Origin of the sequence: Lacimicrobium alkaliphilum (assembly GCF_002591895.1) — a bacterium.
Classification (GTDB): Bacteria; Pseudomonadota; Gammaproteobacteria; order Enterobacterales; family Alteromonadaceae; genus Lacimicrobium; species Lacimicrobium alkaliphilum.
In genome coordinates, this window is the sequence record NZ_NISX01000017.1 from 73,799 (window position 1) to 94,377 (window position 20,579).

Here is a 20,579-nt window from a genome sequence, read left to right on the forward strand (position 1 = left end):
CTGAAAAGTTCCATTAAACACCACAGAAGCAATCTGAAGGAGAGCATCTTATGGCAGATAAAAAAGCCATCATGAAGGTAGGTGATAAGGAAATCGAACTTCCTATTTTATCCGGGACTGCGGGCAATGACGTGATCGACGTAAGACCCCTGGGCGCCAACGGCTATTTCACATTCGATCCCGGTTTTATGGCCACCGGTTCCTGCGAATCTGATATCACTTATATCGATGGTGCCAACGGGGTGCTGTTGCATCGCGGTTACTCGATTGAAGAACTGGCCCGAGAAGCTGACTACTTAGAAGTATGTTATATGCTGCTGCATGGTGAAGCACCTGATGCCGAACAATATGCTGAATTTAAGCATACAATTACCCGCCATACGCTTGTGCATGATCAGGTGAATAATTTTTTCCGGGGTTTCAGACGTGATGCCCACCCCATGGCTATGTTGTGCGGTACCGTTGGAGCAATGGCATCTTTTTACCATGATGATCTGGATATCACCGATCCAGAGCAGCGCATTCGCAGTGCATACCGCCTGGTAGCGAAAATGCCTACCCTTGTCGCTATGTGTTACAAGTACAATGTGGGTCAGCCATTTGTCTATCCCCGAAATGAGTTTTCATTTGCTGAAAACTTCCTGAACATGATGTTCTCTGTACCGGCTGAACCTTACCATTCCAGTGAAGCCGTGATCCGAGCTATGGATCGTATTTTCACACTGCACGCAGATCATGAACAGAACGCCTCCACTTCAACCGTGCGCCTGGCTGGCTCCTCAGGTGCTAACCCTTACGCGTGTATTGCAGCTGGTGTCGCTTCTTTATGGGGTCCGGCTCATGGTGGTGCCAATGAAGCCTGCCTGAATATGCTTGAAGAAATCGGTTCAGTAGATCGTATTCCTGAATTTATTGAGCGTGCTAAAGACAAAGACGATCCGTTCCGTCTGATGGGGTTCGGCCACCGGGTATATAAGAACTACGATCCACGCGCCACCGTTATGCGGGAAAGCTGCCACGAAGTGCTGGCTGAGCTGAACATCAAGGATCCATTGCTGGATGTGGCCATGGAACTCGAGCGCATTGCGGTCAGCGACCCTTATTTTAAAGAGAAGAAGCTGTTCCCTAACGTGGACTTCTACTCGGGTATTGTGCTTAAAGCCATCGGTATTCCGACCAACATGTTTACCTGTATTTTTGCTCTGGCCCGCACCGTTGGCTGGATCTCTCACTGGCATGAAATGCTCAGCCAGCCAGGACAAAAAATAGGTCGTCCAAGGCAGCTTTATACCGGCCATGCGCAGAGAGAATATACCCCGCTGAAAAAGTAACCTTTACCAGCGAACAGGGTTATTACTACAAAGCCAGTCAGCCTATCTGACTGGCTTTTTTATTCAGCGCTCTCCTATTTCCTTCTGCCTGATAAGCTTAAGAACCCGCTGAAAAAATGTAACTCTGCCGGCCCTGGATATTGCAGTCTGTAACAGAGTATTAACCAGCCCCTTTTTCACCCCGGTTTTTTTGTCAGTGAACGCAAAGCTATGGCGCTAACGTCCTATCAGGCTAGGCTTCTGCCAACTTTACAGAAAAGCCCACACATATGAATCTGACCCGAGCAAGTATAAAAAATCCGGCAGCCGTTTTCGTGCTGATGGCACTATTGCTGGTATTTGGCATTATCTCGTTGTTCAGGCTACCGATACAACTGATTCCGGATATCGAACAACCTCAGATTAACATCGGTTCAGGATGGCGAAACGCCGCACCCGAAGAGGTGGAGTCCGTGATCATAGAACCCCTTGAGAATGCCGTTCGCAATACGCCTGGTGTCACTGACATTACCACTAATATTCAGCGCGGCTTTGGCAACATCACCCTTACTTATGAAGTCGGTACGGATATGCAAGGGGCGATGCTGGATGTGATCAACAGATTAAATCAGGCACCGCCCTTACCCGTTGACGCCTTTGATCCGGTTATCAGCGCCGGAGGTGGTAATCAGGGGGGCACCGCCGCCGCTGCATCGCTGCTGATAAGAACCACAGATAGCAACCCGGCAACAGATATTTCAATCTATCAGCAGGTGATTGAGGATTTGGTGGAACCGAGACTAGCCAGCATTGCCGGTGTTTCTCAGGTTAACCTCAACAGCCAGCGACCAGAAGAAGTACGGATTACCTTCGATGTCCACAAAGCTGCATCGTTAGGCATTCCCATCAGTACTATACGCGCCAGACTCGCTGGTGCCACCGATGCCTCCGGTGGTTTTGCCGATGTGGGACGGCGTCAGTACACAGTGCGTTTTGCCGGTCAGTATCAGATTGAACAGATGGGGCAACTCATTATTGCTGAAGCAGATGGGATTCCAGTCTATCTGAATGACATTGCCAAAGTCGAACGCACACTCACCGATCGGGCCGGTTTAACCCTGCGTAATGGCGCACCGGCCTACTATATTACCGTTCAACGCACTAATGGTGCCAATTCAGTGGCTTTACTTGACAATATTAATCTGGCTATTGATGAACTGAATCAGGGGCCACTAGCGAAGCATGGCCTGCAAATTGATTTAAGCTTTGATTCTTCACAACATATTCGAAACGCCCTGATGCTGGTAAAAAGCAATCTGGGCCTTGGAGTGTTACTGGCACTAGGGATTTTATGGCTTTTTTTGCGAAGCTGGCGGGCTACTTTGATTATTGCCCTGAGCATTCCTTTTTCGGTAATGGTGGCCTTTTTAGCCCTGAACCTGTTGGATCGATCACTGAATGTAATTTCACTGGCCGGAATCGCTTTTGCTGTGGGTCTGGTACTGGATGCGGCAATCATTGTGCAGGAAAACATCGTGCGCCTGAAAGCAACCGGGCTGGACGACAAAAAGGCCGTACTCAAGGGCGCCACCCAGGTTACCGGGGCGCTGTTCGCTTCTACTGCCACCAGCGTAGCGATCTTTTTACCCATATTGCAAATGCAGGGCATCGAAGGCCAGCTATTTTCCGATCTGGCCCTGACCTTATCTGTGGCGGTAATCGCATCGATGTTATCGGCCATCACTATTGTACCTCTGGTGAGTCGTTTTGCGCTGTCTCATCAGCGGGGAGAGGATCCCCTGCAACAGTATTGGCGGAAGCTGGCGGCAAAACTAATGGTATTGACCGACAGCCACACTAAACGCCTGGGCTGGATTGGCGGTTTGCTGATGACTTCATTGCTGATCATCGCCATGTTACTACCGAAAACCGACTTTATGCCACGTGCCCCTATTGATGGTTTTTTCTATTCTTTTAATCTGCCCCCCGGCGGAAACATTGATTTTCTTGAGCAGGAGCTGGCGATGCGGATTAAGAATCGTCTGGCCCCCTATCTCGACGGTGACAAACAGCCCACCATCAAAAGTTATAATTTTTATACCTTTGGGCCTAATGCCAGCGGCGGTTTTATTTATGCTGCCGACCCGACCCGGGTTGAAGAGCTGATGACAGAGATCCGCACCCAGGTGCTCAGCGATCTGCCCGATACCCAGACGTTCCTGTTTCGCGGCTCAATGATCAATGTTTCTGGTGGTGGTAATGGTCGTTCTATCAATATTGACCTGCAAGGACCCGACCTTAACCCGCTGATGCAAGCAGCATCAGGCGCCATCGAACAGATTAATAAAGTGATGCCTGATGTCAGCGCTCAGCCGGTACCGGGACTGGCCATGACCGAGCCAGAACTGAGATTACAGCCCAATGACCGGCGAATCAGTGATGCGGGTCTGACCCGCGCAGAGATGGCTAACATGGTCAGGGCCCTGACCGGTGGCTTATTTGTCAGTGAGTATTTTGATGGCAACGACAGAATGAACGTTATATTGCGTGCCCAGAACTGGCAACATCCCGATGAGCTCGCCGCTTTACCGGTTTACACCCCACTGGCAGGCGTGCAGATGATAGGTGAACTGGCCAATGTAACCCGTACCGTAGGGCCAAGTCAGCTGCGGCGCGTTAATGGCAAACGTACGCTTAGCCTGGTGCTAAATCCACCCGCAGAGCTCTCTTTGCAAGAGGCCATGAGCACCCTTGAAACTGAAGTTCTGCCAAAAATACGTGCCCTTTTGCCTGCGGATGCCAGCGTTCAGGTCAGTGGTAATGCCAATCGCATGAAGCAGGCCATTTCAGACATGGCACTGAATTTCGTACTCGCCATCTTTATTTTGTTTTTACTGATGACCGCACTGTTTAAATCTGCCCGTGACAGTTTGTTAGTACTCAGCGTGATGCCGATGGCCATTGCCGGAGGTGTACTTAGCCTCTGGCTACTCAATCTGTTCAGTTTCCAGTCTCTGGATTTGCTGACCATGATAGGTTTTATCATATTGCTGGGCCTGGTGGTCAACAACGCCATATTGCTTGTGGATCAGACCCGGCGCAGCCAGTCAGAAGGGTTGAATTGTCGTGATGCCACAGAGCTGGCAGTGAGCATTCGGGCACGCCCGGTTTATATGAGTACTCTGACGAGTTTGTTCGGCATGTTGCCGTTGATGCTGATGCCGGGTGTTGGATCAGAAATCTATCGGGGACTGGCCACTGTTATTGTTGGTGGCATGGCTATCAGCGCTCTGTTCACTCTGGTGTTACTGCCTGCCCTGTTGAGGCTGGGAGAAGCCAGACCCGCACAAGCCATAGTTGGCAACGGTTACTTATCAAACATTCATGCGGAGTAAAGTATGAAACGTCATCTTATATTATTCATCACTACGCTTGCTTTCAGCCACAGTCTGACAGCCGCTGAGCCTCAACGGTTAACGCCGGTATCGGTGGAACCGGTGCAGGAGCTTCACGTCAATCCGAAAATTGAATTCGTTGGCAGCATTTACAGCCGCAACAATGCACAGTTAACTGCGGGCGTTGGCGGGCGATTACAATGGATAGCCGAGCCTGGGGCAGAGGTACAGAAAAACCAGAAAGTGGCGCAGATTGATCCGCTACCGCTGCAATTGCAACAACAGGAACAGCAGGCTCAGATTAAACGGGCCCGTATCGAGATGGACTATCTTCGCGGTGAAACTGAACGTCTGGCTGAGCTGGCTAAAACCCACAGCGCATCGGCCTTTGAACTGGCGCAAATGCGCTCGCGTTTCGCACTTGCGCAGTCGGATCTGGACATTGCCCGGGTCAGGCTGGCGCAAATTGACGATCAATTAAAACGTACAGCCGTTCTGGCCCCCTATGCCGGTGTTATCACCGAACGTTTGCGAGAGGCAGGCAGTGATGTTAACCGCAGTGATATATTAGTGATGTTACTGGATACACAACAGCTTGAAGCGCGTATCCAGGTACCAGTACGTTATCTCAGTGCGGTACGTCAGAATAAAGAGGTGTTACTACACCAGCACAATGAGAGCCTGCTGGCACCTGTCAGTGCAATTATACCCAGTGCCAATATGCGTTCTCAGTCTTTCGAGCTGCGTGTTAAATTGCCAGCGGGAGACCAGTCCAACTGGACTTCAGGCCAGCATATTACGGCCAGTTTACCTATTGCGCTCGACGGTAATCGTCTTAAAGTTCACCGTGACGCTCTGTTACTGCGCCAGGATGGAACCTTTGTGGTAGTGGTCGACAATCAGAATGTGGCCCATCGCCAGAAGGTCATTGTCGGCCCCGGCGAGCAGGATTGGGTCAGCGTGCTGAGTGATAGTCTCAAAGCAGGTGATCGCGTCGCCATCAGAGGCGCTGAACGGCTCACCGATGGTCAGCGGGTCAGTATTACCAATAGTTAATGTTGACAGCTTCACCTCAGTCAAGTGAACTAGAGTTCTGATTTACTACGGGTACCTTAATAGCAGGCCACTGTGTCCTTATTAAGGTGCTGAGGTTGGCAATGAAAAAAACACTGACAGGGATAGCATTGCTGCTGTTATTGTTAACAGCAATCTGGTTCGCCAGGAACCCCATACTGATGGGCCTGGCAAACCTGTATCTTAAGCCCGGCACCATCACGCTCCAGTGTATAGATTTTGACGTAGACAGCCTGAACAAATTAGCTGTTCATAAGCTATGCCTCTCGTTACCTAACGCTGATATCACATTGCAGCAGGCCAATTGGGACCTCAGTGAAAAATCACTGAACATAGACAGTGTTACGGTTATTCACCAGCAACAACGAAGTGCCTCTTCAGATCGACTAACCCAGCCCCTTAAATGGCAGATCCCTGATTTGCCCGCTATCAATATCAATAACATCCAGCTCTCCAGCCCCCTGCTTAAAACACCGGTCAACCTGTCTCTTGAATACCATCAGCCACAGTTGCGCCTGAGTGGCCCGGTAGTGCTGGAAGCAAAACTTGAAAACAACCTTTTAAGCGGCACCCTTAAATGGCATCCGGCAGAACTGGCGTCACTGGCAGACCTGCCTGCGAACCTTGAACAGAATATTGGTCACAACCCGGTTCAGACCGACTGGACATTTGATGGCCAGACTCTGGACAGCCAGCACCAACTCAGTGTTGAGAGCTCTGTTATCCTGGCTGAATCAGATGCAGAGCCTCCCTGCACGGTACAAATTGAAGCCAGTGGCAACCTTGGTCTTCGCGCAGATATTCTCAGTCAGCAGGCTATGGTGGATCTCTCGGCACTGCCTGTCAGCTTATTCGCACAAGGCTGTTCCCGCTTGTTACCCGAATCATTGACAAAGTGGCAGCCTGATAAATTAATTCTTCAGATACCTGAGCCAGTTAATCTGGGCCCTCAGAGCATTGCAGCACCAGAAATCAATATCCGCAGCGAGTCACCTCTGACGGCAGTACTGACCCTGAAAGATATCGCCTCGGACTTCCAGCAACTGAGCGCCGCTTATCGGTTGCGTGCAGAGAACGGCTCCGTTCAGTGGCAGGGTGAAGGAAATCTGAAAATCAATGATCTCACTGCTCTGAAAACGAACACTTTGCCTGATAACCTAAGCTTTAGTGCAACGAATCATCGTCTGGTCATTGAGCAGTTGCGCTATAACGACATCACCCTGTCGGCTCTGCAGGTTCACTTAAATGCCAGTTATAACCCCGACCAGGGGCTGGACACTGACATATCAATGACCCTGGACGCCCTTACTCAGAGGATGTTTGGTGGTGAAAAACTGCAACTTAAACTCAGCCTGAGTTCTGCCGATCTCATGTTCCTGCAGGGTGAGATGGATATCACCGCCGACAAGCTGACCAGCGAGGCGCTGCAACTGGCGGGTTTACGACATAAAAACAGCTTCGATTATGATGGCAATATACTGGCCCTTGAGGGCATAAGCAGTGCCAAATTGGCCCTGGTACAGGGAACAGAAATCAAACAACCAGAGCTGAATCATCAGTTCCATACCGCATTAGATCTTAGCCAACCTGCTACAGCGCTGGATAAATCGGTTTCCAGCCATACCTTCACACTGCCCTCCGGATTTAGTGCAAAGCTGTCACAACGGCAACATCAGCTCGACTTCAGAATCCCGGAGCAGTCTGTAAAGCTGCTAAACAATCTGCTGCAACAACAAAACCCACCTCTGCAGGCAGGTCAGGGCAAGTTAAGCGCCAATCTTCAATACCAGTCAGATAGCGGGCAAAGCACTGGCAATTTGACCATCAACGATATGGAAATAGCCTACGGCAAATACCTGGCTAAGGGCGTCAACCTGATACTGGATGGTAAACAGAGTTCAGGTAAGCTTCAGATTACTCCCGCTACTCTGAACATAGATTCGCTGCAAACAGGTGTGGATATCCTCGCAGTCAGTGCGCTGATAAAATCACAAGAGAGTAACGTTGTGATTGAGGAGTTAAAGGGGCAGTTATTTGATGGCCAGTTTAAACTGGACAAGCTGATGTTGACGGATGAACCTCAACGCAGCCTGCTGACCCTTAACAATCTGGATATGGCCCGTATTCTGGAATTACAACAGGAAACCGGAATCGATGTTCAGGGGCGGGTCAGCGGCAATATTCCGCTGCATATCCACAACCGGCAGGTGGAAATTCGCAATGGCAGCCTGTTTAACCTGGATCAGGGAAAACTGCATATAACAGATAATGCCGCCTTTGCTGCGCTTAAGCAGAGTCAGCCACAATTGGAACCGGTGCTGTCGTTACTGCAAAATCTGGAGTTCACAGAGCTGAATTCCGATGTCAGTATGCAACCAAATGGATTACTCTTTCTTGATATGCAGATAAAAGGGCGTAACCCGGATGAAAAACAGGATGTGAATTTTAATTACACCCATGAAGAGAATATCTTTACGTTGCTCAGAGCATTGCGTCTGGGTGAAGAAATACAAGACAAACTGGAGCAAGGAATAAATGAGGATTAAGGCCGTTAAGATTGTCAGCCTGCTAGTGGCGGGCCTGATGTTATCTGCCTGTACCCATAAAGTGCAGGTGGAAACCAAAGAACCCATTACCATTAACCTGAACGTGAAAGTCGATCACCAAATCCGGGTCAAAGTGGATAAAGAGCTGGATGATCTGTTCAGTGAAGACAGTGAATTATTCTAAGGAGCATATGATGAAATTACTCAAAACACTTTTTATTCTGCCGTTGATACTGCTGGCCTTCAGCGCCGCTGCCATCGAACTGGATCAGGCCAAGGATCAGGGACTGGTAGGTGAACAAACTGATGGCTACCTGGGTATCATTAAAGAGGCACAGGGTGTGCAGGAGCTGGTGCAGGAGATCAATGCCAAGCGTAAAAGTAAATATGAACAACTGGCCAGGCAAAATAATATTAAGCTTGAGCAGGTAGAAGCACTGGCCGGTAAAAAGGCCATAGAGAAAACCCAGGCCGGTCATTATGTGTTGCTCAGCGGCAGTTGGGTGAAAAAATAAACTATGCAAAACCAGATCCTGTTGCTGCTGATACTGCTTGGATTGTATTTTCTCAGTGGTACGGCTATTCGTATCTTTGTGCGTCGGGTGGTGGAAACCAAAGAAGCGCCCAATAAACGTAAAGCGCTTATTAAAAAAGCCCTGGGTATTACCCATCTGATGGTATTTGTTTTTGCGGCGCTGATGGTACTGGGCATCGATTACAGTAATCTGGTGGTGTTTCTGTCTTCCACCTTTGCCATACTGGGTGTGGCCATGGTTGCTCAGTGGTCTATTCTCAGCAATATCACCTCCGGCATTCTGATTTTCTTTAACTTCCCTTACCGGGTTGGCGATCGTATCCGCGTAGCAAACAAAGATTATGAAATGGTGGGCATCATCGAAGAGATTAGCACCTTCCATGTTTTGATCAGAAAAGACGAAGGTGAACTGATCACCTACCCTAACAGCCTGATCCTGCAAACCCCGGTTATAAAGCTTCCTCAAAGCGAAAAACCGGTTCAAAAACCTGAACAGCCGGAGACCGATTAATGCTGACCCAACGACTTTCTTTAGGCGTCTTGCCTACTCCTGTTGAGCCGCTACTGACATTAAGTAAACAACTCAACGGACCAGAGCTTTGGATTAAACGCGACGATCTGACCGGGCTGGCCTTAGGCGGCAACAAAACCCGTAAACTGGAATATATTCTCGCCGAGGCCACAGAGCAAAAAGCAGATTGCATTATTACCGCCGGTGCTATTCAGTCCAACCACTGCCGACAAACTGCCGCTGCTGCGGCGCGACTGGGACTGGAATGCCATCTGGTGTTAGGGGGCGAAGAGCCCGCGCAGGTTAACGGCAACCTGCTATTGGATAAGCTGTTTAATGCCCGCATTCACTGGGCCGGTGAAAAGCGCAAAGGTGAAGGTATTCCGGCACTGGTTGAAAGCCTGAAAAGCGCTGGTAAGCGGCCCTTTGTGGTGCCCTATGGTGGCTCCAATATCACCGGCGCCCTGGGCTATGTGAATGCCATGGCCGAATTGCAGCAACAAACTGAACTGACATTCAGCCATATTGTATTTGCCTCAGCCTCCGGGGGAACCCATGCCGGGTTGCTCAATGGGGCCAGAATGACAGGTGCTAAAACAAAAATTCTGGGTATCCGTATCGATAAGGCCGAATCAGCAGAGCAAAGCTTTGCCGGGCGGGTGCTGGAGCTCAGCAATCAGACCGCCGCACAGCTTGGACTTGAGCCCTTTAGCGAGGAGGATGTATTACTCAACGCCGATTATCTCGGCGGCGGCTATGCCGTGGTCGGCGAAGCCGAAAAGCGAGCGATTCAGACCCTTGCCCAAACTGAGGCCATTTTACTGGATCCTGTGTATACCGGTCGCGCCTTTGCCGGTCTGTCAGATCTAATCAGGCAGGGTTATTTCAGTGCTGATGACAGAGTGCTGTTCTGGCATACCGGCGGCGCACCGGCGCTGTTTGCCTATGCCGATAAAATCACTCAGCCCTGACCCGTAAACCTTGCACAAAAAGGAACGACCCTGGCGTCAGAATCACTTCTGACGCCAATCTGGTTCCAATATCGCAGAATATATGTGCACGAGAAAAGATACTGACGCCCCCCCAATTTCATCGGACAAACTTATTTATGCTCCCCTGAAAGTCTTATCAAGTGCCTCTTTTGATCACCCTACTGCTTGGCACTGCCACCTATTTGCTTACAATTCTCTGCTTCTGCGCCAATACCTTCAGCACTACAATTTCCACCTCATCGTTTTTTTGGGCATTTTGAATTTCATCATTCATTGGTCAGATTTATCAACCAAGTGGCGTGATTCCCCAATAAAGTTTACAGGGCTTATATATACCATTGTTTTTTATAAATATTTTAAGTGGCATAGGGTATGCAAATTCTGCCATTAACACATTCGTCGTTATGATTTAATTAACATCAGGATCTCAGGGAAATGTATAACAAAATAGTAAAATCCGCTTTCGCCCTTTCAATGCTCGTTTCAGCAAGCCTGCTCAGCGGTTGTGGCGGCGCCGATGCAAAAACCAATACCGACACGGCCAAAGAGGTGATTGCCATCCCGGTAGAAGTAGCGGGTCTGAGTAAAGGCGATATTTCCTCTGCCTACAGCACCACTGCTATTCTGGAAGCCAAAGAAGAGGCCTTTGTGGTGGCGCGGGCCTCCGGCATCATCCGCGAAATTCTGGTGGAAGAAGGCGACTATGTAGAAAAAGGCCAGGCCCTCGCACGACTGGAGACTGAGCGTTATCAGCTGAATCTGGATCGAAGTCAGGCCAACCTGAGCAGTATCGAAAAAGAGCTGAAAAAAGTCCGTGACATGCATTCAAGACAACTGGTCAGTGATGATACCTTCGATAAACTCAGCGCGGCTTACGATGCTGCCAGAGCAGACCTGAACCTGGCACGCCTGGATCTGGCTGAAACCACCATTACCGCACCTATTTCAGGCTTTATCGCCGAACGTAACGCTAAAGTAGGCAATCTGACGGAATCGTTTCAGCGAGAGCGCATGTTCCACATTGTTCAACAAAAAGAACTCTACGGTGTGGTGCATCTGCCGGAAAAAGAGCTCCCCCGTGTACATAAAGAACAATCCGCAGCGCTTGCTATTACCGCATTAGGAGACCAACAGGTTAACGCCTTTGTTGAGCGAATCAGCCCGGTTATTGATTCGCAGACCGGTACATTTAAAGTCACACTCAGAGTACCCAATACAGATAATCAGCTTAAAGCTGGCATGTTTGCTCAGGTAAACCTCAATTACGCTACCCATCAGAACGCCACCTTACTGCCCCGCCGCGCGCTGCTGAATATTGACGACAAGACCTCAGTATTTGTGGTCAAAGGCGGTATTGCCAGTAAACAGGAAGTGGTCACCGGCTTTAGTGAAGGAGACAACGTAGAAGTATTGCAGGGCCTTAGTGGTGACGAGCAGGTGGTGATCACCGGCCATCATAACCTTAAAGATCAGGCCACCGTCGAAGTGGTTAACGGCTAAATCCCGAAGGAATCTGTTATGAGTATTGTGGATATTGCCGTAAAACGGCCGGTTACTGTGTGCATGTTTACCTTTGCCATCATGTTATTTGGCATGGTGTCACTATCAAGACTAGCACTGAATTTACTGCCTGAACTGTCCTACCCCACCCTGACTATTCGCGCCGACTACCCCGGCGCTGCGCCCGCGGAAGTGGAGCAGCTGGTGTCAAAGCCGGTGGAAGAAAGCATCGGTGTGGTCAAGGGGGTGCGCAGCGTAAAATCCATGTCCAAAGCCGGCCAGTCTGATGTCATCCTCGAGTTTGAGTGGGGCACAGATATGGATATGGCCAGCCTGGATGTACGCGAAAAGCTGGATGTTCTGCAATTGCCTCTGGATGTGAAAAAGCCGCTGCTGATGCGTTTTAACCCGGATATGGATCCGGTTCTGCGACTGGGACTGACCCAAAGCGACCTCCTCCCTGGCGACTTGCAGGCTCATAAACGACTGCGGGTATTTGCCGAAGAACAAATCAAGCGCAAGCTGGAGTCGGTAAACGGGGTAGCCTCAGTCAAAGTCGGCGGCGGCCTGGAAAATGAAATTCAGGTATTGGTAAACCAGCAAAAAGCCAGCCAGTTGAATATCACCATGGACGAAGTGATCCAACGCCTCAAAGCAGAAAATATCAACAGCTCAGGTGGCCGGGTGCAGGAAGGCAGCCGCGAATATCTGGTACGTACCTTAAATCAGTTCCGCGATCTGGAGCAGATGCGTAACCTGTTTGTGGCCACCCGCGAAGGCCGGCATATCCGCCTTATGGATATTGCTGAGGTACATGACAGCCACAAAGAGCGTGATGCTATTACCCGCTTCGATGGTCTTGAGGGAGTAGAAATCGCTATTTATAAAGAGGGCGATGCCAACACCGTGCAGGTGGCCGAAAATGTGCGTCAGCGTCTTGAGCAGGTAAAAGAAGACCTGCCTGGCAGCTATCAGTTAGCCAAGGTCTACGATCAGTCCCGCTTTATCGCCAGCGCCATCGAACAGGTGAAATCCGCCGGTATCGTCGGCGGTCTGCTGGCCATGGTGGTACTGTATCTGTTTCTGAAAAACCTCTGGCCCACCCTGATCATTTCCCTGTCGATTCCGGTGTCGATTATCGCCACCTTCAACCTGATGTACGCCAATGATATCAGCCTGAATATCATGAGCTTAGGGGGTATTGCCCTGGCCATCGGTTTGCTGGTGGATAACAGTATTGTGGTGCTGGAGAATATCGATCGTCATAAACAGCAAAATACAGACAAAACCGAAGCTGCCGCCAGAGGCACTAAAGAGGTATCCAGCGCCATCGTGGCCTCTACCCTCACCACCATGGCGGTATTTTTCCCGCTGGTGTTCGTAGAAGGCATTGCCGGACAACTGTTCAGCGATCAGGCCCTGACCGTAACCTTCGCCCTGGGTGTATCCTTAGTGGTAGCCCTGACCCTGATCCCCATGCTGGCCTCCAGAGAAAAACAGCCGCAGGCGGATACCCCGCGCGACCAGTTGGATCTCAGTGCTGATAACAATACCAAAACACCGGGCAGACTGGGGCGTATTATCAGCATTGTGCTGTGGCCCTTTGCCAAACTGGTCTGGCTGATATCAAAAAGCATCTATGCCATCAGCTTTGCCCTGAGCACCCTGTTCCTGGGGAGCAAAGCCCTGCTTGGGAAAGTCTTCGCCATTATTTTACGCCCGGTATTATGGGCCTTCGACCGTCTGTTCAGCGCTATCGAAACAGGTTATGCAAGCATTCTGTCCAAAGCCCTGAGACAGCGTGTGGCCGTATTGATGACCATCCTTGGATTATCATTAGCCTCACTCTTATTACTGCCAAAACTGGGCATGGAGCTGATTCCCTCCATGGCGCAGGGTGAGTTCCATGTGGAAGTAAACCTTCCGACCGGTGCCCGGCTTGAACAAACCGATACCATCATCGCCGAACTGACCGATTTTACCAATCAACTGGATAAGGTTGAGCGCACCTACTCGCTGGCCGGTACCGGCAGTCTTATGAATGCCTCCAGTGCACAGGGCGGCGACTACTGGGGCAAACTCAATGTGGTGATGAGTGCCGACAGCAGCGCAGAGAATGAACTTAAGGTAAAAGAGCAGATGCGCGAGTATCTGCGCACGCAACCCGGCGTTAAGGCCAAATTCGGCAACCCGCAGCTATTCAGCTTCAGTACGCCGCTGGAGATTGAAATCACCGGCTATGAGCTCGGCGCATTGTCACGCCAGGCCGACCGGCTGGTCGCTATGATGCAGCAACAGGATCGTTTTGTGGATATTAAATCCAGTCTTGAGGCCGGACATCCTGAGCTGAAGATCTATTTTAATCACGGCAAACTGGCCCAGTTAGGGCTGACCGCCTCTGAAGTGGCCAAACGGGTGTCCGCTAAAATCGGCGGTGAGGTCGCCAGCCGCTATTCCATCGATGATCGCAAGGTGGACATTCTGGTGCGCAGCCAGGCAGATCAGCGGGATTCCATCACCGATATCGGCAATATGATTGTCAACCCGGGTCAAAGCCCGGCCATCGTGCTGGACGCAGTGGCCGACATTCAGATGTCAGTGGGTCCGAGCGAAATTACCCGGGTGGGTCAGGAGCGGGTGGCCATCATCTCGGCTAACCTGGCTTACGGCGATCTTGGTGAAGGTGCACTGGCGGCCAGACAACTGGTGAATCAGCTGAACCTGCCGCTGACTATGCAGGCCCGTGTGGCCGGGCAAAATGAAGAAATGCAGGTCTCGTTCGATTCCCTCAAACTGGCCCTGCTGCTGGCCATATTTATGGTCTATCTGGTGATGGCCTCACAGTTTGAATCCCTGCTGCATCCGTTTCTGATCCTGTTCACTGTACCGCTGGCCTGCGCAGGCTCCATCTACGGTCTGTATCTGAGTGGCACCCACATCAGCGTGGTGGTGTTTATCGGCCTGATTATGCTTGCCGGTATTGTGGTCAACAACGCCATCGTACTGGTGGACCGAATCAATCAGCTTCGCGCCGCCGGCAGTGATAAACACAGTGCCATCTTCGAGGCTGCCAGCAGTCGCCTGAGGCCGATTCTGATGACCACCCTCACCACTACCTTAGGCTTATTGCCAATGGCGCTGGGCCTGGGTGAAGGCGCTGAAATCCGCACTCCCATGGCGGTGACCGTGATCTGGGGGCTGGCCTTTGCCACCCTGCTCACGTTGCTGCTGATCCCGGTGCTTTACAGCCTGTTTGATCGCAAGGCCTTTGTTCCGGCCCCTGTTAATGGGGAGCTCAGCCATGAAGCAGTTTGATAATATGGGCGCCTCACTGGCCGCCTTTGCTATCCGCAAACCCGTTACCCTGTGCATGTTTTTCTTTTCCATGCTGCTGATGGGGCTGCTGGCAAGCCGGTTGCTGCCTCTGGAGAAATTCCCCGGCATCGATATTCCTCAGATCGTGGTGCAGGTGCCTTACAAAGATGCCAGCCCGGCCGAGGTGGAAAGGATGATCACTAAGCCGGTGGAGGAGGCTTTGGCGACCCTCTCCGGTATCAAGCGCATGACCTCCACCTCCAATGAAGACAGAGCGGAAATCTTCCTGGAGTTCGCCTGGGATGAAAATATCAGCGCCAAGAGTATCGAAGCCCGTGAACAGATCGATGCCATCCGCGACGAACTGCCGCAGGATGTGGAGCGGGTGCTGGTTTACAAGTTCAACACCAACGATATGCCCATCTTTCAGCTGCGCATATCCAGCGAGCGGGACCTGTCTAACGCCTACGACCTGCTCGAGCGCAACCTGAAAATGCCCATCGAGCGGGTACCCGGTGTGTCTAAGGTTGAGCTCTACGGCGTGCTCAAGAAGCAAATTGCCATACGCCTTGACTCAAACCGTATCGCCGCCCTGCATGTGGATGTCAATGAACTGAGCAAAACCCTCAGGGATGCCAATTTCTCCATGAGCGCCGGCCATATAGAGGATTTGAATCAGAAGATCATGGTCAACCCTCAGGGTGAGTTTCGCTCAAAGCAGGAGATTGAAGATCTGATCGTCCGCCGCGGCATCCACCTTAAAGACATCGCCGATATCAATTATGAAAGTCCCAAGCGCACCGAGGGCCGCCACCTGGATCGTAGCTATGCCATCGGCCTGAATATTTTCCGCGAATCCACCAGCAATCTGGTGGAGGTCTCTCAGGCGGTGCTGGATGTGATAGACCAGGCCAATGACAATCCGGCCTTTAACGGTATCAAGCTGTTTATCATGCAGGATGAAGCAGACAGCGTAACAGAGTCACTCAGCGATCTGCTGCAGGCGGGGTTAATTGGCGCCCTGCTCTCGGTGCTGGTGCTGTATGGCTTCTTACGCCAGTGGACCAGCACCCTGATAGTGGTGTTATCGGTGCCCTTTTCCATCTGCATCGCACTGGCCTGTATGTATTTTATGGGTTACAGCCTGAATATTCTGTCGATGATGGGTCTGATGTTGGCCGTGGGCATGCTGGTTGATAATGCGGTGGTGGTCACCGAGAGTATCTTTCATGAAAAAGAATCCGAGCCCGACGCCATAAAAGCCACTAAGGCCGGTGTTTCCAAGGTCAGCCTGGCGGTGATCGCCGGTACCGCCACCACCGCCATTGTGTTTTTGCCTAATATCATCGGTGCCAAAGTCAACATCACGGTATTTCTGGAGCATGTGGCGATCGCCATTTGTATCTCCCTGTTTGCCTCTTTGCTGATTGCCCAGACCCTGATCCCGCTTCTGACCAGCCGCATGCAGCCAAGGCGCAAACAAGAAGACCACGGGCCGGGCCGGTTCCGGCGTCTGTATCAGGGCGCGTTGCGCTGGACCCTGGCTCATCAGGGCAAAACCGCGTTGATTGCTTTAGGCATTCTGATCAGCACCGCCATACCCATGGGTGTGGTCAGCAGCGATCAGGATAATGAGAACCCCAATAACCAGCTGTGGCTGAATTACAATATTCAGGGTAACTACAGTCTTGATGAAGTCGAAAAAGAAGTAGACCGCATGGAGGCTTTCCTCTATGCCAATCAGCAGCGCTTTCATATCAAGCAGGTGTACAGCTATTACAATACCGGCCATGCCGTATCAGGTATTACCCTGAATGACGAATTGCCGGTTAAGCAGAATAAGATCAAGGAAATGATCAAAGAGGACTTTCCGTCTTTTGTCAGAGCCAAGCCCAGCTTTAGCTGGAATCAGCAAAATGGCGGTGTGCGCCTGACCCTGCTCGGCCAGTCTTCTGAGGTACTGATGGAAATGGCCGATCGTATTGTGCCGGTGCTTAAATCGGTGCCGGGCTTAACCGACGTGCGCGCCGATATCAGCGCCGAAAAAGAAGAGCTACAGATACTGGTAGACAGGCAGAAAGCCTTTCGTTTCGGCATCAGTGCCGAAGACGTGGCCAATGTGGTCACCACGGCCCTGCGCGGCAATAATCTGCGCACCTTCCGCCATGGCGACACCGGAGAGGTGGATATTCGCCTGATGTTTGATGAAAGCCTGCAACATTCGGTAGAGGCGCTTAAAAACCTGACCGTCAAACGCAGTGAAACCCAGAACGTGACCCTGGATATGCTCGCCGATATCCGCATTGTGCCAAGGCTTTCGGAGATCCGCCGTTATCATCGTCAGACCGCTCTGGCTATCGGCGCCAATCTCGAAGAGGGCACCACGCTGGAACAGGCCCGCCAAGGTATTGAAAATATTATGGGTAACATTGAGCTGCCCGCTGGCTACAGCTGGACCCTCGATGGCAGTTTCCGTAACCAGAATGAAAATGAATCGGTGATGCAGATCAATATGCTGCTGGCTGTGTGTATGATTTATATCGTGATGGCCGCACTGTTTGAGTCCCTGCTGTTACCTACGGCCGTAATCACCTCACTGCTGTTCTCCTTTACCGGGGTATTCTGGGCCTTTTTGCTCACCGGTACCTCAATGTCGATTATGGGTATGATCGGCATGCTGATCCTGATGGGTATCGTGGTCAATAACGGTATCGTGCTGGTGGACCGGGTTAATCAGTTGATTAACGAAGGCTATAAGGCCACTGACGCCATTATCGAAGGCTGCCTGAACAGAGTGCGGCCGATACTGATGACTGTCGCCACCACTATTCTGGGGCTGATCCCGCTGGCGCTGGGCAGTACACAGATCGGCGGTGACGGTCCGCCCTACTCACCCATGGCAATCGCCATCATTGGCGGGCTGCTGTTCTCGACCCTGACCAGTCTGTTGTTGCTGCCACTGACCTATTTGCTGCTGTTGAAACTGCGCCAGAAAACCGGAAAGATGATCGCCAGCAGCAAGGCGCTGGTTAGCCGGATGAGTGGTGATAAACCCGCTTAATGACGACACTGTTGTTTAACGGGGATAACTGGCATGATAACCCTCAGTTATCCCTGTCAAGGAGAAAACCATGCGCATCGAAGTCAGTTTTGCTGGCAGTGACGGCAATTTAAGCGGCCTGCTCGAGCAGCCACAAAGTCCCCCGCGCTGTTATACTCTGTTCGCCCACTGCTTTACCTGTACCAAAGACATTGCTGCGGCTTCACGTATTGCCAGAGCCCTGACCGGGCAGGGTATAGCGGTGTTGCGCTTTGACTTTACCGGCCTGGGTAACAGTGACGGCGATTTTGCCAATACCAACTTTTCCTCCAATATCGGTGATTTACTCAGGGCCTGTGAGTTTCTGCGCCAGAATTATCAGGCACCGCAGTTGCTGATCGGTCACAGCCTTGGTGGTGCGGCGATACTGGCAATGGCAGACAAGGTACCGGAGGTTAAAGCGCTGGCCACTATCGGTGCACCTTACAATGCCAGCCATGTGATTAAAAATTTTGGCGACGCCGTAGAACAGATTGAACAACAGGGTCAGGCCCGGGTCAGACTGGGCCCCCGCCACTTCCAGATTCAGAAACAGTTTCTGGAGGATATCGACCAATACCAGGGCAAGCGCCTTACACAGCTGAACAAGGCGCTGTTGATTATGCATGCACCTGGCGACACCCAGGTCAGTATTAATGAAGCGGAGAAGATTTATCAGGATGCCAGGCATCCGAAGAGCTTTATCAGCCTTGATGATGCCGATCACCTGCTAAGCCGGAAAAGCGATGCCGATTACGCCGCCAATGTTATCTCAGCCTGGGCCGGTCGTTATATCAGCCCTGAAAAACCGCAGACCAAAGTTGCACAAGGTCAGGTTAAGGTGGCGGAGAAAAACCACAAATTCACCCAGCATGTCAGCAGTGACAGCCACTACTGGCTGGCCGACGAACCTGTGGCTATGGGTGGGGAGAATATGGGCCCCGATCCTTATGAACACCTGTTGGCCGCCTTAGGCGCCTGTACCGCCATGACGCTGAGAATGTATGCCACACATAAGAAGTTGCCACTGGAGCACGTTGAGGTAACGCTCAGCCACCAGCGCCAACATGGCAAGGACTGTGAGGATTGTGAAGGCGATAATCTGGAAGTAATTGAACGGCAAATCAGGCTCGAAGGAGAGCTGGATCAGGCACAGCGCCAGCGGTTGTTGGAGATTGCCAATAAATGCCCGGTACACAAAACCCTGCATAACCAGCTTACCGTTAAATCGGTACTGGTCGATATCAATCGAGCCGAATAATTGGCCTCTTAGCGTATTTGCTGAGCCAGCCACTGGTGCAACTGAGCGGCCATCTCCGGTGTCAGTTGCCCCAGCACTCCCCGGGCAGGTTCCGGAATGTGGGCGGCGGGATCTGCGCCCTCTTCAAACAGATAATAATCGAGAATGCTTTTCCAGGCCTGGCGCTGGGCCGGTGTCATATTTTTGGTTACCTGCATACCGTGCAACAAAAAGGTAAAAGGCATAGAACTGGAAACAAATGAGCCGCTCCACCAATAGTTAATCAGAATATTGAAGGGCTCCAGCGATTGCACATGGTGCCACCAGGGTGAGGGTATATACACCGCATCGCCTGCTTCGAGTTCTACCGACAGACCATGTTGATAAGCCTCGGCATAGCGGGGAAAACGCTGCAGATCAGGCTCATGCAAATCCACCAGACTGACTGGCTGGCCGGCAGGTGTGTAATTAAGCGGGCCAATATACAGATTAGCTAACTGCTCCGGCGGAAAAAACGTGAAACGCCTGCGCCCCGTCGCTACCACAGCAATATTGTTGGCCTCATCAAAATGAGGAGACACCGTCAAACGATTACCTACCCAGACAAATGGCTTGGCCGTGTCACTGACAAGGGGATTAGGGATCTCATCCAGTAAGGCGGGAAACCCGGAGGTGACCGGTACAGATTGAAAACAGCGCTGCTCCTGAGCCTGGCTGTCACCATTGATCATCTGCTCAATGCCCCTGGCAAGATCAATATCCTGTAGCTGAAAGTTCATGCCATCAAGGCTCTGGTTGTAGCCAATCCGGCCCTTTATATCAGCCGGCGCAATCACCATCCTGTGCATGATTTTGGCCGCCCGGTGTTGCAGATAACCGGCCGCATCCCCGGCGCTCTGTCTGGCTGCCTTAACGATATCCCAGTCCCGGGCAAAGCCTTTAAATACCGCAGGCTCAAACTTCGGCACCACATCGGTGCTAAAACGCTGTGGGGTCATGCTCTGGTAAATAACAGGCTGAGGCAGGGTTTCAAGAGGGTAATCAGTCTGTTTATTACAGCGCATAGTATTTGATCTTAATTC

General features: G+C 51.3%; 13 protein-coding genes. 12 read left to right on the forward strand and 1 reads right to left on the reverse strand.

From position 1 onward, the window contains the following. The first annotated feature begins 50 nt into the window (after positions 1-50). From CDA54_RS15280 to CDA54_RS15335, 12 genes are all read left to right on the forward strand, one after another. Positions 51-1,331: a citrate synthase gene (locus tag CDA54_RS15280; RefSeq protein WP_099035902.1), complete on the forward strand. Its 1,281-nt coding sequence runs from the start codon at positions 51-53 to the stop codon at positions 1,329-1,331. Positions 1,332-1,600: 269 nt separating this feature from the next. Next, positions 1,601-4,705: an efflux RND transporter permease subunit gene (locus CDA54_RS15285; RefSeq protein WP_099035903.1), complete on the forward strand. Its 3,105-nt coding sequence runs from the start codon at positions 1,601-1,603 to the stop codon at positions 4,703-4,705. Between the two features lie 3 nt (positions 4,706-4,708). Next, positions 4,709-5,761, forward strand: coding sequence for an efflux RND transporter periplasmic adaptor subunit (locus CDA54_RS15290; protein WP_099035904.1), 1,053 nt, complete (start codon positions 4,709-4,711; stop codon positions 5,759-5,761). A 101-nt stretch (positions 5,762-5,862) separates the two neighbouring features. Next, complete coding sequence (locus CDA54_RS15295; RefSeq protein WP_099035905.1) at positions 5,863-8,325, forward strand: intermembrane phospholipid transport YdbH family protein; 2,463 nt, start codon at positions 5,863-5,865, stop codon at positions 8,323-8,325. A gap of 37 nt (positions 8,326-8,362) precedes the next feature. Beyond that, the gene (locus CDA54_RS15300) at positions 8,363-8,509 is read left to right on the forward strand and encodes a YnbE family lipoprotein (protein WP_373286106.1); all 147 of its coding nucleotides are present in this window, start codon (positions 8,363-8,365) and stop codon (positions 8,507-8,509) included. A gap of 7 nt (positions 8,510-8,516) precedes the next feature. Further along, positions 8,517-8,840, forward strand: a complete 324-nt coding sequence (locus CDA54_RS15305; RefSeq protein WP_373286105.1) for a YdbL family probable chaperone protein — start codon at positions 8,517-8,519, stop codon at positions 8,838-8,840. 3 nt (positions 8,841-8,843) lie between these two features. Then, positions 8,844-9,371 carry a mechanosensitive ion channel family protein gene (locus CDA54_RS15310; RefSeq protein ID WP_099035908.1) on the forward strand — a complete coding sequence of 176 codons (528 nt, stop codon included), beginning with the start codon at positions 8,844-8,846 and terminating at the stop codon, positions 9,369-9,371. Then, positions 9,371-10,342, forward strand: coding sequence for a D-cysteine desulfhydrase family protein (locus CDA54_RS15315; RefSeq protein ID WP_099035909.1), 972 nt, complete (start codon positions 9,371-9,373; stop codon positions 10,340-10,342). The genes CDA54_RS15310 and CDA54_RS15315 overlap by 1 nt, the downstream gene beginning before the upstream one ends. A 456-nt stretch (positions 10,343-10,798) precedes the next feature. Then, the gene (locus CDA54_RS15320) at positions 10,799-11,863 is read left to right on the forward strand and encodes an efflux RND transporter periplasmic adaptor subunit (RefSeq protein WP_099035910.1); all 1,065 of its coding nucleotides are present in this window, start codon (positions 10,799-10,801) and stop codon (positions 11,861-11,863) included. A gap of 18 nt (positions 11,864-11,881) precedes the next feature. Further along, entirely contained in the window at positions 11,882-15,178 is a 3,297-nt protein-coding gene (locus CDA54_RS15325; protein WP_099035911.1) for an efflux RND transporter permease subunit, read from the forward strand. Beyond that, complete coding sequence (locus tag CDA54_RS15330) at positions 15,165-18,239, forward strand: efflux RND transporter permease subunit (protein WP_099035912.1); 3,075 nt, start codon at positions 15,165-15,167, stop codon at positions 18,237-18,239. The genes CDA54_RS15325 and CDA54_RS15330 overlap by 14 nt, the downstream gene beginning before the upstream one ends. Before the next feature lie 70 nt (positions 18,240-18,309). Next, positions 18,310-19,518: a bifunctional alpha/beta hydrolase/OsmC family protein gene (locus CDA54_RS15335; RefSeq protein ID WP_099035913.1), complete on the forward strand. Its 1,209-nt coding sequence runs from the start codon at positions 18,310-18,312 to the stop codon at positions 19,516-19,518. 8 nt (positions 19,519-19,526) lie between these two features. Here CDA54_RS15335 and CDA54_RS15340 read toward each other — a convergent pair whose 3' ends face one another. Further along, positions 19,527-20,561 (reverse strand): cupin-like domain-containing protein, encoded by a 1,035-nt coding sequence (locus CDA54_RS15340; RefSeq protein ID WP_099035914.1) that lies wholly within the window; start codon positions 20,559-20,561, stop codon positions 19,527-19,529. Between the last annotated feature and the right edge of the window lie 18 nt (positions 20,562-20,579).

Bases quoted from the DNA above. Each gene is read 5' to 3' on its own strand.
- CDA54_RS15310 (WP_099035908.1), top strand. From the start codon at position 8,844: ATGCAAAACCAGATCCTGTTGCTGCTGATACTGCTTGGATTGTATTTT.
- CDA54_RS15300 (WP_373286106.1), top strand. From the start codon at position 8,363: ATGTTATCTGCCTGTACCCATAAAGTGCAGGTGGAAACCAAAGAACCC.
- CDA54_RS15290 (WP_099035904.1), top strand. From the start codon at position 4,709: ATGAAACGTCATCTTATATTATTCATCACTACGCTTGCTTTCAGCCAC.
- CDA54_RS15320 (WP_099035910.1), top strand. From the start codon at position 10,799: ATGTATAACAAAATAGTAAAATCCGCTTTCGCCCTTTCAATGCTCGTT.
- CDA54_RS15305 (WP_373286105.1), top strand. From the start codon at position 8,517: ATGATGAAATTACTCAAAACACTTTTTATTCTGCCGTTGATACTGCTG.
- CDA54_RS15295 (WP_099035905.1), top strand. From the start codon at position 5,863: ATGAAAAAAACACTGACAGGGATAGCATTGCTGCTGTTATTGTTAACA.
- CDA54_RS15335 (WP_099035913.1), top strand. From the start codon at position 18,310: ATGCGCATCGAAGTCAGTTTTGCTGGCAGTGACGGCAATTTAAGCGGC.
- CDA54_RS15285 (WP_099035903.1), top strand. From the start codon at position 1,601: ATGAATCTGACCCGAGCAAGTATAAAAAATCCGGCAGCCGTTTTCGTG.
- CDA54_RS15330 (WP_099035912.1), top strand. From the start codon at position 15,165: ATGAAGCAGTTTGATAATATGGGCGCCTCACTGGCCGCCTTTGCTATC.
- CDA54_RS15280 (WP_099035902.1), top strand. From the start codon at position 51: ATGGCAGATAAAAAAGCCATCATGAAGGTAGGTGATAAGGAAATCGAA.
- CDA54_RS15325 (WP_099035911.1), top strand. From the start codon at position 11,882: ATGAGTATTGTGGATATTGCCGTAAAACGGCCGGTTACTGTGTGCATG.
- CDA54_RS15340 (WP_099035914.1), bottom strand. From the start codon at position 20,561: ATGCGCTGTAATAAACAGACTGATTACCCTCTTGAAACCCTGCCTCAG.
- CDA54_RS15315 (WP_099035909.1), top strand. From the start codon at position 9,371: ATGCTGACCCAACGACTTTCTTTAGGCGTCTTGCCTACTCCTGTTGAG.